The sequence below is a fragment of the Mitsuaria sp. RG genome (assembly GCF_028369275.1).
GTDB classification, from domain to species: Bacteria; Pseudomonadota; Gammaproteobacteria; order Pseudomonadales; family Pseudomonadaceae; genus Aquipseudomonas; species Aquipseudomonas peradeniyensis.
The window spans coordinates 1-14,364 of the sequence record NZ_JAQMYQ010000037.1; the positions used below are offsets into that span (position 1 = coordinate 1).

Genomic DNA, 14,364 nt, shown 5'->3' on the forward strand with positions numbered 1-14,364 from the left:
GGGGGGGGGGGGGGGGGGCCCCCCCCCCCCCCCGGGGGGGGGGGGGGGGCGCCCCCCCCCCCGCGACACGTTTTGCAATGCTGACAGAGCAAGGCTATCACCCCCCAATAGCGCCTCTATTAGACCTCTGCCCAAGCTCGGCTAGTCTTTCTGCTGGTTCCGCGAAAAGCCGGTGCACCGCCGTGCCCGGCCACACTGATGAGGAGTGGGCGCGCTTTCGGGCGCACCCGTTCCAACACCTGGCAACGAAAATACAAGAACGCCCGGAAATCTGAATTGAACCGACCCAAAAGGTAGAAGCAGATGGCGAACGAATCGAAATGCCCGTTCCATCAGACCGCCGGTGGCGGCACCAGCAACCGTGACTGGTGGCCTGACCAGCTCAACCTGAAGATCCTCCACCAGCACTCCAGCAAGTCCGACCCCATGGACCCGGACTTCGACTACGCCAAGGCGTTCAAGAGTCTCGATTTCCAGGCCCTGAAAAATGACCTGACCGCCTTGATGACTGACTCACAGGACTGGTGGCCGGCCGACTTCGGCCACTATGGCCCGCTGTTCATCCGCATGGCCTGGCACAGCGCCGGCACCTACCGCATCGGTGACGGCCGTGGCGGCGCCGGCTCCGGCCAGCAGCGCTTCGCCCCGCTCAACAGCTGGCCGGACAACGTCAGCCTGGACAAGGCCCGGCGCCTGCTGTGGCCGATCAAGCAGAAGTACGGCAACAAGATCTCCTGGGCCGACCTGATCGTGCTCACCGGCAACGTCGCCCTCGAATCCATGGGCTTCAAGACCTTCGGCTTCTCCGGTGGTCGCGCCGATGTGTGGGAACCCGACGAAGACGTGTACTGGGGCTCGGAGAAGGTCTGGCTGGGCGGTGACACCCGTTACGGCAAGGACCAGGTCAAGGCTCAGCCGCCGGGCCAGGGCGACCTGGTGGCCGAGCCCGCCAAGCATGGCGAGGAACAGAACCGCGACCTGTCGGCCGAGCGCAACCTGGAAAACCCGCTGGCCGCCGTGCAGATGGGCCTGATCTACGTCAACCCGGAAGGCCCGGAAGGCGAGCCCGACCCGGTGAAGTCCGGCAAGGACATCCGCGAGACCTTTGGCCGCATGGCCATGAACGATGAAGAGACCGTGGCGTTGATTGCCGGCGGCCACGCCTTCGGCAAGACCCACGGTGCCGGCCCTGCCGACAATGTCGGCGCCGAGCCGGAAGCCGCAGGTCTGGAGCTGCAGGGCCTGGGCTGGAGCAACAAGTTCGGTACCGGCAAGGGCGGCGACACTATCACCAGCGGTCTGGAAGTAATCTGGACGTCGACCCCGACGAAGTGGAGCAACGAGTACCTCAACAACCTGTTCAATTTCGAGTGGGAACTGACCAAGAGCCCCGCGGGTGCCCACCAGTGGCGGCCAAAGGACGGCAAGGGTGCGGGGACCGTGCCCGATGCCCACGACCCGGGCAAGAAACATGCGCCCTCGATGCTCACCTCTGACCTGGCGCTGCGTTTCGACCCTGTCTACGAACCCATCGCCCGGCGTTTCAAGGACAATCCCGACCAGCTTGCCGACGCCTTCGCCCGTGCCTGGTACAAGCTGATCCACCGTGACATGGGCCCGTTGGCCCGCTACCTAGGGCCAGAAATGCCCAACGAGGAGTTGCTGTGGCAGGACCCGTTGCCCAAATCAGGACCGCAACCGAGCGACGCCGATATCGCCGCGCTCAAGGCCAAGGTGCTGGCTTCGGGGCTGAGTGTCCCTGAACTGGTTTCCGCCGCCTGGGCCTCGGCCTCGACCTTCCGTGGTTCCGACAAGCGCGGTGGCGCCAACGGCGCGCGGTTGCGCCTGGCTCCGCAGAACGGCTGGACGGCGAACCAGGGCTTGGACAAGGTGCTGACGGCACTGGAGAAGATCCGCGGCGAGGGCGGTAACAAGATCTCCCTGGCCGACCTGATCGTGCTGGCCGGCAGCGCGGCGGTGGAGAAGGCGGCCAAGGATGCCGGGCACAACATCAGCGTGCCGTTCCACCCGGGGCGCGTGGATGCTTCGCAGGAACAGACCGATGTCGAGTCGTTTGCCGTGCTTGAACCGCTGGCCGACGGTTTCCGTAACTTCAGCAAGGCCCGCTACAGCGTCAAGGCCGAGAAGCTGCTGCTGGACAAGGCCCAGTTGCTGACCCTCACCGCACCGGAGCTGACCGTGCTGATCGGCGGCCTGCGGGTGCTCGGCGCCAACCATGGCGGCAGCAAGGACGGCGTGTTCACCGACAAGGTCGGCGTGCTCAGCAATGACTTCTTCCGCAACCTGCTGGACATGGGCGTGGAGTGGAAGCCGACCTCGGCGGACAACGAAGCGTTTGAAGGCCGTGATCGCAAGACCGGCCAGGTGAAATGGACCGCCAGCCGGGTCGACCTGGTGTTCGGCTCCCATGCGCAACTGCGTGCCTTGAGTGAGGTGTATGGCAGCAGCGATGCCAAGGACAAGTTCGTCAAGGACTTCGTGGCGGCGTGGGTGAAGGTCATGGAGCTGGACCGCTTCGACCTGGCCTGAGGAAAGGCCTGGGGCGTCGTTTCGTGGGAGCGGGCTTGTGGGAGCGGGCTTGCCCCGCGATGAGGCCATCAACCGTTCAGGCCATCATCGCGGGCAAGCCCGCTCCCACGAAAAGCCCCAGGGCTATCACCTACAGGTCCTGCGACACCCCAGGCTGATCGTTGCCTGGGGTGCCCTCATGCAATGAAGCCTGCGAGGTTTCCGGCAAGGCCAACCCACCCACCAATGCCAGCAACGCAATCACTACCAGGTAGAACGCCGGTGCCAGGCGGCTGCCGCTCTGTTCGATCAACCAGGTCGCCACCAGCGGCGCGGTGCCGCCGAACAGGGTGTAGGCGACGTTGTAGGTGATCGCCGAGGCGGTGTAGCGGCTGCGGGTGGGGAAGCATTCCGACAGCAGCGCGGCGGTGACCACGCCACTCATCAGCGCGCCGATGGCCAGCAGGATCACCCCCAGCAAGGCCCCCGACAGCGAACCGGAACTGGCCAGCCAGTAGGCGGGGAACACCGCGAGCATCACCCACAGGCAGGTGAAACCGATGGTCCGGCGCCGGCCGACGCGGTCGCTGAAGGCACCCGCCAGCGGGCAGCCGGCGGCGGCCAACAGCAGGGCCACGGTCGAGACCAGCAGCGCCTGGGCGCGGCTGAGGTGGCCGACCGTCTGCAGGTAGGTGGCGAAGTAGGTGGTGAACATGTAGAACGACAGCGCCGTCAGCGAGATGAACGCGCCGAGGTTGCGGATGGTGCGGCCGTGGTGGCGCAGGGTGTCGCCCAGCGGCGAGTGCGCGTGGGCCTTGCCTTCGGCCAGCGCCTGGCGAAACGCCGGGGTCTCCTCCATGCGCCAGCGCAGGTACAGGCCCACCAGGCCCAGGGGCGCGGCCACCAGGAACGGCACGCGCCAGCCCCAGGCATTCATCGCCTCGGGCGTGAGGCTGGCTTCCAGGCCGTAGGCGATGACCGCCGCGCAGGCGAAGGCGCTGAATGTCGAGACTGGCACGAAGCTGCCATAGAACGCCCGCCGGCCCCGTGGCGCGTGCTCCATCAGGTAGGCGCAGGCACCGGCATACTCGCCGCCCGCGGAAAACCCCTGCAGGCAGCGGGCGAGGGTGAGCAGTACCGGGGCCAGCACGCCGATGCTGGCGTAGGTCGGCAGCAGGCCGATCAGGGTGGTGGAGCCGGCCATCAGCAGGATGGTCAGCGACAGGATGCGCTTGCGTCCGAGCCGGTCGCCCAGCGCGCCGAACACGATACCGCCGAGCGGGCGCAGGGCGAAGGCCACGGCGAACACGGCGAAGGTCTTGAGCAGGGCGACGCCTGCGTCTTCGCTGGCGAAGAACTGGCTGGCGATCAAGGTGGCGAGAAAACCGTAGACGGCGAAGTCGAACCATTCGACGAAGTTGCCGATGGCCGAGGCGACGATCACCCGCCGCAAGGTGGCGGGCGGGACCTCATGGGGAATGGACATGGATGCTCTCCGTTGCGCTGGGCAGCCTGGGCCGGTGCGGCTCATTCGGGGCGCGCCGTCGTTGTTCTGGGGCCAGTAGACAAGCGGCAAGAGGTGGAGGCTTTGTCGTAGACGACATCGGGTTATCCGTTACGACCACACCTGGGGGGCAAAGCGGCCGGAGCACTTGCATCGGTTCTCGCCCGAAAGGTCGATGAAAGGGCCGTTAAGGGGCGCGCGAGCGCTCTAGGGGGCGAATTGCGGATGCCTGATGGGTTTGGTTGGTGGCACTTTGATGGTAATTTGGCGGGCAATCTATTTCTGGTCAGCCTGACAGGTTTCTGGGGGGGGCCATCTACTCATGGAAAGAGGTCGACATGGCATCAGTTCCCCATCAATTGATTCTGTTTGGTCCTCCGGGCACCAGCAAAAGTCATCGCGCCCGCAAGTACAAGGCTGACGAGCTGGGTGCCGTCGACCAGAACATCATCCCTGTTACCTTTCATCCTGAGTACAGCTATGGCGAGTTCGTCGCCCGGGTGCTTCCCCTGACTAACGCTGACCATCGGATCGAGTACAGGGTGCATGCCGGCCCGCTGATCCAGGCGCTGACGCGTGCGTATGCCGAGTTGGAAAAAGAAACGCCCGGTAAGGTGATGTTGTTGATCGACGAGATCAACCGGGGTAACTGCGCTGAGATCTTCGGCGATATCTTCCAATTGCTGGACAGGGACGATGAGGGATGGTCGAGCTATTCGATCACCGTATCTGAGGTGATCTGCTCGGCATTGAAGGTTTCAATGGGGCCTGTCACTACCACGCAAAGCATTCTGCAGCAGAAACTGCGCGAGGGCCTGGAGCACAACCGGCTCATGTTGCCGCCGAACCTGCACATGATCGGCACCATGAACACCAGTGACGAATCGATCTTCTTCATGGACTCGGCATTCAAGCGCCGCTGGCATTTCGAGTTTTGTCGGGTCCACCTGGGCGAGTCGGATGAGGAACGCATCCAGGCCGATGCCTTGATTCCGTCGGCCGAACCGGTTCGTTGGGAGGCATTTCTCAAGGTGCTGAATGACTTCATCCGCGAGACCTGCACGGCGCCCCAACTGGATGACAAGCTGGTCGGGCCATGGTTCATCAAGGCGCGCCCGCCCCGCAAAGGCAAGGTACACGAGCTTCAGGACGCAGATGCCTGGCACAGGCTGCGATCGCTTGCCAATAGCGTCACGGAGTCTGGGGCCGGAGGTGATAACAGTGCGTCGTTCGAAAACAACGTCTTGGCATTCACCAGAAACTGCAGCAAGGCGACGCAGGACAGGATCCTGAAACTGGCCGGCTACGATGTGGGCGCAAAACGCAAGTTCAAGGCCATTCTTTCCGAAGGCAGCGGCATTTATCCCTACTACCTGACCAAGGCGGACGCCGGTAGTGAAGGGCTCACCATCCTGAAGTTCCTGGATGCGCTGCAGGAGTTGGAGGCGGAAGTCGATGAGCCTTGTATTCAGCGAGCCGATATCGCCGGCAAGTTGTGCCTCTACCTTTGGGACAATGTCTACGCGCGCGACAAGACGCCTCTTGCAGAGTTGGTCGGCATGAATCGACAGACGTTGCGCACGTTCGACCAGTTCGTTGATCGTCTCGATACCTTCTTCGACAACCTGATGAAGCCTCCTTCAGCCAATGCCAAAGGCGAGGAGTCTTGAGCCAGGATGCTATGCGAAGCGCTTGAAATCGTCGAAGGCGATAAGGACATTGGCCTGTTCCTGAGCGCCGAAGGACGCACTCTGCTCAAGGTGCCTCACGGTCTCGACTGCAGCGGGTTATCACCTACCGCAGTCTTTTCGCTGCTTTACCGCATGTTTGCCGTGTTTCGCCGCACCGGACATGGCGAGCGCATCATGGCGGCCAGGGATGGCGTGGAGCGGCATGGCAAAGGTGGCGCGCAGGCAGCGGGCAAGGGGGCGGGGTTTGTCGACATGCTGGCATTCGACGAGCTGTTCGATGAGGTGGACCCTCGCAGCATAGTGTCCTTGCATGCGCATCCTGGCATGACGTCTCCTCAGGACGTCCAGCGACTCGACCGGTACCTGTCCCGTGCGCTCTTCGACGAAGGCGACATCCCGTATCTGGACCGGGTACCAGGCATGCGTCGGACAATGGGCCTGGGCAAACAGGCAATCGTGGGGCTCTATTGTTTTCTGGCACGGGACTTCTACCAGCACCTGCTGCAGGTGGACCTTCAGTGCGCCTGGGGCAGTTTCTTCCGTGATGGAATCGCCCTGGCGGAGGACTTCCAGCACCGCTACCTGGCGGCAGACGACTCGCTCTACCTGGGTGATGCCGAGCAGATCAAGCACTGCCGCGAGCGGCTTAGCCACTTGTTGTGGCGAATCGACCGCCAGGCCGCGCCAAGGGATGCCACCTACTGCCGGTTGCATGATGCCCTGGCGCGCTACCTGCAGGGTGCGAGCAGCGTGGAGCAGTCACCTGGCCTGGTTTGGGGCGTTCAAGGATTCTGGGCGGTATGGGAGTCGATGTGCCTGTGTCATGCCTTGGCCGAAAATGCCGACACCACCATCCACAACTGTGACTTCGAACATCTGCCACGCGGGGTGTGCGGTCCCAGGGACATGGCGCGCTGGCGAAAGGCGCAGCGCTTGGTGTTCTCGCGCAACCATCTGCATCGGCGCCCCGACCTGGTGGTGAACGCTGGCGAGCGGTGGCGTGTGGTCGACTTCAAGTATTACCCGCAACCCCTTTGGCAGCGGCCGAAGGAGAAAGAGGACGAGCCACCGACCAAGGAGGAACGGGACTTCACCAACCTGGAAATCTACGCTTTGCTGCTGCGCTGTCATCTATCCGCGACTGCGTCGGGCGAACCGCCCATTGCCCTGGAAATGTGGCTGCCGGGTCGCGCCTTCGAGGTGCATGCACTGGAAGCGACCCCAGCCTGGGACCCGCCATTGTCCGTGCACTTGCTGCAAACCAGGGTCTTGCTGGAACGCTACGCGAGTCTTTACCAGTCGATGGCGCTGCGCAGCGAGGCCGCTGCGTTCAACCGTAGATCTCCCGCTCAATTGCCTTGATCTGTTCGTGCAGGTCTTCGTTCACCGGGGCGGGTATGCCCTGGGCGTGGCTGATGGATTCGGCCTCGAACTCATGGAGTTCGAAAAAGTCGTACATGTATTTGCCCATGGGGGTGATCAGGTCGTAGTGAAACAAGGTGCTCCGTCCGACCAGGTGAACGTTTATGGAAAGATGCTTGTAGGCATCGGTCAGGTTCGGGTGAGCAATGCGGTAATGATCCGGGTTGAACAGTAGGCTCTTGTGCATTCTGGGGATGCGCAGCAATGCCGGGTCAATGAAGTCCAGTCGTGCGCGCTTGACCTTCCTGTTGCATTTGGCGCATGCCACCGCCAGGTTCGGCAGGTCGAAGATGCAATGATTGAACTGGCTCTTTGGCAATACATGCTCTATATCCAGCACCATGTTGTACTCGCCGCCAATAGGTCTCTGGCAATAACAGCAGCGCTCGCCTTGTTCACGGCGTTTGTGCGCCTTGAGCCGTCGCTTGATCGGTGCTACATGGGCGGATTCCCAGATTTCTCTGGCCGAAGGGCGAGGTCTGGTGCCGACCTGTAGTGCCCTGGCGATACTCAGGTGCTCATCCATCGTGTAGGTGAATGTGGTCATGATACGAGCATCCTCGCCTTGCGAATCAGCAGCAGTTGCTTGCCGTCATGTGCGGCGGCGGCTTCCAATTCATCGAACTCACGGTGGAACAACTGTTCAGTCAGCATGCCCTGCTGCCGGCGGTGCAGCAGGGTGGTCATATGGTGGGACAGGAAAGCGCTGCGTGGCGTCAGCATCCTGAACACGTCCCATAGCACTTGCTCCATGCCTTCGTCGCCACAGTCCAGGGGGCGGGGGGCGTTGTCCTTGACGGCATAGGCCTGCCAGGGCATTTCGGCGTGGGGCGCGGTGGTGACCATGACCGGTGAGTGGGTTGCGATGACCACCCTGGGCCTGTGGTAGTGAAAGAGGTCGAACAGCCTCTTGATGTAGTCATGCTGCCAACGTGGATGAAGACTGTTTTCCGGTTCGTCGATCAGGATCGCCGCATCTTTGTCGATGTGGGAAGCAATGAAGGCCAGGGTCGTGATCAACTGGATCTCACCGGAGCTCGCCTGCTCCAGCGGGAATTGTTCGTTGCCCTTGTGCAGGAATATCGCCGGCCAGTTGCGTAGTTCGTCCTTGTACAGATTGAGTGTCCACGCCCCTTTGTCCGAATACCGCGAGAGACTCTCGGAAGACTGGCTGCTTCCTAGGTCGAACCAGTCGATTCGAGCTTTGGCGTTCTCCTGGCAGATGCCCATGCGAGGCTCATATCCCAGGCGCTCAAGTACCTTACCGATCAGAAAACGGGTATCGGAAGGTTCCTTGATCGACGCGATGACACGTTGCAGCGCGATCGAGAGGAAGGTTTGGCCATAGCGGCCACCCATGAAGAAGTAGCGTTTGCCCTTGTCACGGAACTTGTCGAACGGGCAGTTGGCAATGGCGATGACCGTGCGGTTCTTGCTGATGTAGGCCTCGGCAATATCCGCAAGGGCCTGGCTCTTGCCACTGCCGTTTTCGCCGATGAGGATCGAGAGGGGGCAATCGTAGTCGAAGTCGTGCAGTCGGGTACGCATGGAGAATCCTTTCCTGGGATCGGCAATCGGGGCCGTTCGCGAGCGGGCAGCATACGTTGAGTGATGGCTTTACGCCATTTCTTGCCTCCCTCAAGCCTGTCCGTCGACCGGTTTATTGTCGATCACAGCCGGCCGGTATTGGCCAAGTCTGGACCGGGCGCTGGTCTTTCAGGGCCTCCGGCACCTCTATCGGTGCCTCGCCCGGGCCGAGCAACGCCTCGATTTCACGAACGCTGCGCAGGTATGGGTCGAGGTCGGTGCCCAGCCCGGCCTGGTGCGGGATCCACCAGGCGATGACCTGGGGCTTGCCCTGGTCATCCTCGGTCAGCAGCACCTTCCAGAACACCTCGGGCGTGGCAATGCCGTGGGACGTGACAAAGGCGTCGTTGTCCAGTGCCGCGCCGGCATGACCAAACACCACGCCACCGATCACCGTCACCGGGTGCAGGTCGCGGTAGCACTCGGTGAGCAGCTCGGTCTGGTACCAGGTGCGGCTGTTGTGTGAAGCCAGTTGCGGAACGATGTTGCTCATCAGGTTGGAGGCATCCATCGCCACGCGGTCGTCGTCGAAATGATTGTTGGCCGCCAGGTGTCCGCGGTGGTAACCCTTGGGAGTCGAGTAAGCCTTGGCCGAGAACTGACCCCTGCAGCCCTCGGGCAGACTACGGTCGATACGGAAGTTGTCGATGCGCTGCAAATGGCCCTGGTCTTTCCATAGGGTGAACGCGAAGCGGTGCGGCTCGCCGCGCTGACAGTCGTACCAGAGCCGGAAGCGGCCGTGATCGAGCAGGGTGAGGGGCGGGGCGGCGGGTTCGGGAGGCGGCGGGGAGGGCAGGCGCGGGGCGCAGGAGGTCAGGCTGAGGAGCAACAGCAGGAACAGCAAACGGCGCATGGCGCGTCTTCCTTGATCAAAGGCGCGGGATGGTACAACAGTCTGCGGATCGGTTGCCTGTGAAAGGGCTGGCCATCAGGCATGAAAAAGCCCGGCCTTTGCGGGCCGGGCTCAAGCAACGGTGGACTGCCGAGGCATTCAGTTCAGCGAGTCGATCACCTTGATTGCCTGCCGCTCGCGGGCGGCGGGCCATTCTTGTTGCAGGGTCTGCAGCACGCGACCGACAAAGGAAGTGTCGGCGGCGGCCTTCCTGCCGACGTAGCCCTGGCCACGGCGGTAGACCTTGAAGCGGGCGCGCATGCTGGGCATGTGCGATTCGAATTCGGCTTCAACCGTGTTCGGCGGCAGGCGATCCAGACGGACCTCGCCGGACTGGCTGACCCACAGCAGGTGGTCGTCGAGGCTGTCCTTGCGTGCGGCGAACAGCCGGGCCAATTGGTCGATGGTTGGATTGTTGTTCAAGTTCATCATAAAGCCCCCATTACTCTCATTCGTTGGTGAAGTTCGGCTGAAGTTCACATTCGGCGCCACACCATGTAGCGCGCTAACCAAGGCTGCTACAGCAGCATCGCAACAGGGGCTTTCTCACGCTGCCTTCTGGGCAGTTTCCCTCTCCACGGACGGCCTGCGTTACCGCGCAGGCCGTCTGGAACACCCTTGCCACCGCTCCCGATCGGGGAGACGGCCTCATCATGCACAAGGCGCGGGAAGGGCGTCAACAGGTTTGTAGTGATTATTTTTGCTCACTACATCTTGTCGGACAATCCTGCCGGTTCTGTCACGCCAGTCCGTTGTCGCCGTGCTCGAGGTAGCCGGGGCGTTGGCGCAGCCGCTCATGATAGGCCTCCAGCGCCGGCAACTCGGGGTGCTCCAGGGGCGTGCGCCGCCAGCGGTTGAGGGACAGGCCGATGGCCACGTCGGCGAGGCTGAAGGCGTCGCCGGCGACATAGGCGCCGGTGGCCTGCAGGCGTGCTTCGAGCAGGCGCATCCTGGCCGTCCACTGGGCGCTGCTGGCGGCCAGCAGCGCGGGGTCCTGGTGCGCCGGCGACTGGCGCACCAGCGACATGAACGGGTAGCGCCAGGCGTCGTTGAGGTCGGTGGCCTGCCAGTCGAGCCATTGGTCCACCGCGGCGCGGGCGCGGGGGGCGCCGGGGTAGAGCGCCTCGCCGTCGTACTGGTTGACCAGGTAGCGCAGGATGGTATTGGACTCCCACAGCACGAAGTCGCCATCGACGATCACCGGCACCATGGCGTTGGGATTCAGCGCCAGGAACTCGGGCGTGTCGGTGGTGCGAAAGCCGCTGCCCCAGTCTTCGCGCTGGAACGGCAGGTTCAGTTCGGCGCAGGTCCACAGTACCTTGCGTACGTTGATCGACGAGGCCTTGCCAAGGATCTTCAGCATGTCACGGCTCCAGGCTGGAAAGGATGCGTTGCGCGGCGCGCACGCGTTCTTCGTTGGGGTAGTTGCGGTTGGCCAGCAGCACGATGCCCATCTGCCTGGACGGCACGAATGCCACGTAGGCACCGAAGCCGCCGGTGGCGCCGGTCTTGTTGTACCAGGCGGCAGGCTCGGCGGGCAGCGCCGGGTTCAGCGCCTGGATCGGGTTTTCTCCGCGGATGATCTTGTCGCCGTTGTATTCCAACAGGGTGTCGAGGCTGACCGGGTAGGGGTAGCGCTCCCAGCCCAGACCCTGGGTCATCGCGCCGACTTGGAAGTAACCGGACTGGGTGATGGCGATGGCCTTGCGCATGACCGGGTCGAGGGTGTCCGGTTGCAGCTGCAACTGCACATAGCGCAGCAGGTCGCTGGCACTGGTCTTGATGCCATAGGCCTGCTCGGCATAGGGGCCCGGGTTGACCCGCACCGGCTTGTCGTTGGCGTCGTAGCCTTGTGCGTAGAGCCCGCGGGCACTGGCCGGCACCTCCAGATAGGTGTGCTTGAGCCCAAGGCGGGGCAGCACCTGTTGGGTCATCAGTTCGGCGAACGGCCGCTGTTGGGCGCGGGCCGCGAGGTCGCCGAACAGGCCCAGGCTGGGGTTCGAGTAGCAGCGGTGGGTACCGGGCGCGAAGCGGCGTTGCCAGTGCTGGAACCAGGTCAGGGTCTGGGCCGGCGTCTGCACCTCATCGGGGAACTGCAAGGGCAGGCAGTCGCCGCTGTAGGCCCCCAGTTCCAGCACGCTGGCGCTGCCGATCGAGGCTTTGGCCAGGGCCGGCTGGTAGCGGCTGGCAGGGGCCTGCAAGTCGAGCTTGCCTTCGGCGCTGGCCAGGGCGGCGAGGGTAGCGGTGTAGGTCTTGCTCACCGAACCGACCTCGAACAGCGTGTCGCGGCTCACTGCCTGGCGGCTGGCCTTGTCGGCCAGACCGTAGTTGAAGTAATGCGACTGGCCGTTGGCATACACCGCCACGGCCATGCCGGCGATGCCTCGCTCGCGCATCAGCGCCGGGATCACGTCATCGACGGTGGCTTGCAGGTCGTTGGCCAGCAGCGGCGGCGCGGCCAGCATCAGGGTGGCGGCCAGCAGCAGGCGTGGGGGGCGTTTCATGGTGGGGCGTTCCTTGTCGTGGATCAGGGGCGTGGCGAAGCGAGGTGTCCGTTGGGCGACACCGACAGGGGTTCCGGCGTTAGCGGCACAAGGGCCAAGACCTTATCGTCCAGGCTTGCACAAAGACAAGACGGAAACTGTGATGAGATATCTACGGATGCTGTTCGACAACTTTACCCTGGCCCTGCTCGGGGTGGTGTTCATCGCCACCGTGCTGCCGTGCTCCGGCGAGGGGGCGGTGCTGTTCGGCTGGCTGACCAACCTGGCCATCGGCCTGCTGTTCTTCCTGCATGGCGCCAAGCTGTCGCGCGAGGCGATCATCGCCGGTGCCGGTCACTGGCGCCTGCATTTGCTGGTGTTCTCCTGCACCTTCGTGCTGTTCCCGTTGCTGGGCCTGGCGTTCAAGCCGCTGTTCGTGCCGTTGGTGGGCAACGAGCTGTACCTGGGCGTGCTGTACCTGTGCGCCTTGCCGGCCACGGTGCAGTCGGCCATCGCCTTCACTTCGCTGGCCCGGGGTAACGTGCCGGCGGCGATCTGCAGCGCGGCGGCCTCGAGCCTGCTGGGGATCTTCCTGACGCCGCTGCTGGTGATGCTGTTGCTGGGCGCCTCGGGCGACACCGGCTCCGGGCTGGACGCGGTGCTGAAGATCACCCTGCAGTTGCTGGTGCCCTTCGTCGCCGGGCAGGTCGCCCGCCGCTGGATCGGCGCCTGGGTCAAGCGCAATGCGCGTTGGCTGAAGGTGGTGGACCAGGGTTCGATCCTGCTGGTGGTTTACACCGCCTTCAGTGAAGCGGTGGTCACCGGTCTGTGGCATACGGTGTCGCCGCAGCACCTGGCCGGGCTGTTCGCCGTGTGCGGTATCCTGCTGGCGGTGGTGTTGCTGGGCACGCGCTTGCTCGGGCGGCTGCTGGGATTCAATGTCGAGGACCGCATCACCATCCTGTTTGCTGGTTCCAAGAAGAGTCTGGCGACAGGCGTGCCCATGGCGCAGGTGTTGTTCGTGGGGGGCGGCATTGGGGCGATGATCCTGCCGTTGATGCTGTTTCATCAGATCCAGCTGATGGTCTGCGCGGTGCTGGCGCAGCGGTATGCGGCGCGGGTGGAGGAGGGGCATCCTGAGGTGCGCGCCTCGCTGTAAGGATCATCCCTGAAGGCCTGGCTGTAAGGATGCGGTGGGAGCGGGCTTGCCCCGCGATAGCGATTGCCTGGGCGAGCGCTATCGCGGGGCAAGCCCGCTCCCACGAGTTCGCTCTCACGAAGGCGTCCGATTCACATTCACTGACCCACCAATGTCTGCAATCGCGCCAGCGCCGGCCCTTCGCGCTGGCGGTCGAAGACCTGCAGCGACACTTCCAGCATCGCCCCCGGCGCACGCGACAAGCGTTGCTCACAGCGCAGGCGCAAACGCCCCTGGTCGCATTCGAACTGTCTGACGCCTGCCTTCGCGCCGCCCTCCAGGCGCAGTTCGGCCAGGCGCCCCTGGGCCGCCAGCAGGGCCAGTCCCTTGTCGCGCAACAGCCCGTTGCCCTGGGTCATCAACCCGGTGGCACGCACGGCGGCGGCCATGGCCACGGCGACGATGGTCAGCGCCACCAGCACTTCGATCAGGGTGAAACCGTCCTCGGTGGTGCGCACGGGAACTCCATTCGCGCAGGCCAAAGCGGCACTGTAGAGCGGTGCGATGACGGTTTGACGACGCCGACTCCCGAGCTTTTTCAATATCCGTGACATACCGGCTTGCCACAATCGGCCCCCGATTCGAACTCACGCAAGGAATGCCGAGATGCAGATCGACCGCCGCAACATGCCCGCCCAGCGTATCCGCCAGCAAGGCTTTACCCTGATCGAGATCATGGTGGTGGTGGTGATCCTCGGGATTCTCGCGGCGATGGTGGTGCCCAAGGTGCTTGATCGCCCCGACCAGGCCCGCGCCACTGCGGCGCGCCAGGACATCGGCGGGCTGATGCAGGCACTCAAGCTGTACCGGCTGGACAACGGCGCCTACCCCAACCAGAACCAGGGCCTGAAGGTGCTGGTGGAAAAACCGGCCCAGGCCAAGGACGGCCAATGGCGCGCCTACCTCGACCGCCTGCCCAACGACCCATGGGGGCGCCCGTACCAGTACCTGAACCCGGGCGCCAACGGCGAGATCGATGTGTTCTCCCTGGGCGCCGACGGCCAGGCCGGCGGCGATGGGGTGAATGCCGACCTCGGCTCCTGGCAGTTGTGACCGGC

General features: G+C 63.7%; 13 protein-coding genes. 5 read left to right on the plus strand and 8 right to left on the minus strand.

The features are described from left to right. Window positions 1-303 precede the first annotated feature (303 nt). Window positions 304-2,550, plus strand: a complete 2,247-nt coding sequence (gene katG / locus POF53_RS18980; RefSeq protein ID WP_232855580.1) for a catalase/peroxidase HPI — start codon at window positions 304-306, stop codon at window positions 2,548-2,550. Window positions 2,551-2,680: 130 nt separating this feature from the next. Here katG and POF53_RS18985 read toward each other — a convergent pair whose 3' ends face one another. Next, window positions 2,681-4,015 (minus strand): MFS transporter, encoded by a 1,335-nt coding sequence (locus POF53_RS18985; protein ID WP_232855579.1) that lies wholly within the window; start codon window positions 4,013-4,015, stop codon window positions 2,681-2,683. Between the two features lie 356 nt (window positions 4,016-4,371). On the opposite strand from POF53_RS18985, the gene POF53_RS18990 reads away from it, so the two are divergent. Both POF53_RS18990 and POF53_RS18995 read left to right on the plus strand, forming a co-directional pair. After that, a complete protein-coding gene (locus POF53_RS18990) occupies window positions 4,372-5,703 on the plus strand; it encodes an McrB family protein (RefSeq protein WP_232855578.1) in 1,332 nt (443 codons plus the stop codon). 6 nt (window positions 5,704-5,709) lie between these two features. After that, window positions 5,710-7,086, plus strand: a complete 1,377-nt coding sequence (locus POF53_RS18995; protein ID WP_232855577.1) for a hypothetical protein — start codon at window positions 5,710-5,712, stop codon at window positions 7,084-7,086. Here POF53_RS18995 and POF53_RS19000 read toward each other — a convergent pair. The 6 genes from POF53_RS19000 to ampC form a co-directional block, all read right to left on the minus strand. Continuing rightward, a complete protein-coding gene (locus POF53_RS19000) occupies window positions 7,055-7,693 on the minus strand; it encodes an HNH endonuclease (protein WP_232855576.1) in 639 nt (212 codons plus the stop codon). The two genes, POF53_RS18995 and POF53_RS19000, sit on opposite strands and share 32 nt — an antisense overlap. After that, entirely contained in the window at window positions 7,690-8,694 is a 1,005-nt protein-coding gene (locus tag POF53_RS19005) for an AAA family ATPase (protein ID WP_232855575.1), read from the minus strand. The genes POF53_RS19000 and POF53_RS19005 overlap by 4 nt, the downstream gene beginning before the upstream one ends. Window positions 8,695-8,806: 112 nt before the next feature. Beyond that, window positions 8,807-9,586: a DNA/RNA non-specific endonuclease gene (locus POF53_RS19010; RefSeq protein WP_232855574.1), complete on the minus strand. Its 780-nt coding sequence runs from the start codon at window positions 9,584-9,586 to the stop codon at window positions 8,807-8,809. A gap of 138 nt (window positions 9,587-9,724) precedes the next feature. Continuing rightward, window positions 9,725-10,057, minus strand: coding sequence for a hypothetical protein (locus POF53_RS19015; protein WP_186714050.1), 333 nt, complete (start codon window positions 10,055-10,057; stop codon window positions 9,725-9,727). A gap of 307 nt (window positions 10,058-10,364) precedes the next feature. Beyond that, window positions 10,365-10,988, minus strand: coding sequence for a glutathione S-transferase family protein (locus tag POF53_RS19020; RefSeq protein WP_232855573.1), 624 nt, complete (start codon window positions 10,986-10,988; stop codon window positions 10,365-10,367). 1 nt (window position 10,989) lies between these two features. Further along, entirely contained in the window at window positions 10,990-12,129 is a 1,140-nt protein-coding gene (gene ampC, locus POF53_RS19025) for a class C beta-lactamase (RefSeq protein WP_475858844.1), read from the minus strand. 139 nt (window positions 12,130-12,268) lie between these two features. Here ampC and POF53_RS19030 point away from each other — a divergent pair, with 139 nt between their 5' ends. Beyond that, entirely contained in the window at window positions 12,269-13,267 is a 999-nt protein-coding gene (locus POF53_RS19030; protein WP_498968983.1) for a bile acid:sodium symporter family protein, read from the plus strand. 137 nt (window positions 13,268-13,404) lie between these two features. On the opposite strand, the gene gspI is transcribed toward POF53_RS19030, so the two are convergent. Beyond that, the gene (gspI, locus tag POF53_RS19035; RefSeq protein ID WP_232855570.1) at window positions 13,405-13,764 is read right to left on the minus strand and encodes a type II secretion system minor pseudopilin GspI; all 360 of its coding nucleotides are present in this window, start codon (window positions 13,762-13,764) and stop codon (window positions 13,405-13,407) included. 148 nt (window positions 13,765-13,912) lie between these two features. On the opposite strand from gspI, the gene gspG reads away from it, so the two are divergent. Then, window positions 13,913-14,359 (plus strand): type II secretion system major pseudopilin GspG, encoded by a 447-nt coding sequence (gene gspG / locus POF53_RS19040; RefSeq protein ID WP_203652333.1) that lies wholly within the window; start codon window positions 13,913-13,915, stop codon window positions 14,357-14,359. Window positions 14,360-14,364: the final 5 nt, after the last annotated feature.

Bases quoted from the DNA above. Each gene is read 5' to 3' on its own strand.
- katG (WP_232855580.1), top strand. From the start codon at position 304: ATGGCGAACGAATCGAAATGCCCGTTCCATCAGACCGCCGGTGGCGGC.
- POF53_RS18985 (WP_232855579.1), bottom strand. From the start codon at position 4,015: ATGTCCATTCCCCATGAGGTCCCGCCCGCCACCTTGCGGCGGGTGATC.
- POF53_RS18990 (WP_232855578.1), top strand. From the start codon at position 4,372: ATGGCATCAGTTCCCCATCAATTGATTCTGTTTGGTCCTCCGGGCACC.
- POF53_RS18995 (WP_232855577.1), top strand. From the start codon at position 5,710: ATGCTATGCGAAGCGCTTGAAATCGTCGAAGGCGATAAGGACATTGGC.
- POF53_RS19000 (WP_232855576.1), bottom strand. From the start codon at position 7,693: ATGACCACATTCACCTACACGATGGATGAGCACCTGAGTATCGCCAGG.
- POF53_RS19005 (WP_232855575.1), bottom strand. From the start codon at position 8,694: ATGCGTACCCGACTGCACGACTTCGACTACGATTGCCCCCTCTCGATC.
- POF53_RS19010 (WP_232855574.1), bottom strand. From the start codon at position 9,586: ATGCGCCGTTTGCTGTTCCTGCTGTTGCTCCTCAGCCTGACCTCCTGC.
- POF53_RS19015 (WP_186714050.1), bottom strand. From the start codon at position 10,057: ATGATGAACTTGAACAACAATCCAACCATCGACCAATTGGCCCGGCTG.
- POF53_RS19020 (WP_232855573.1), bottom strand. From the start codon at position 10,988: ATGCTGAAGATCCTTGGCAAGGCCTCGTCGATCAACGTACGCAAGGTA.
- ampC (WP_475858844.1), bottom strand. From the start codon at position 12,129: ATGAAACGCCCCCCACGCCTGCTGCTGGCCGCCACCCTGATGCTGGCC.
- gspG (WP_203652333.1), top strand. From the start codon at position 13,913: ATGCAGATCGACCGCCGCAACATGCCCGCCCAGCGTATCCGCCAGCAA.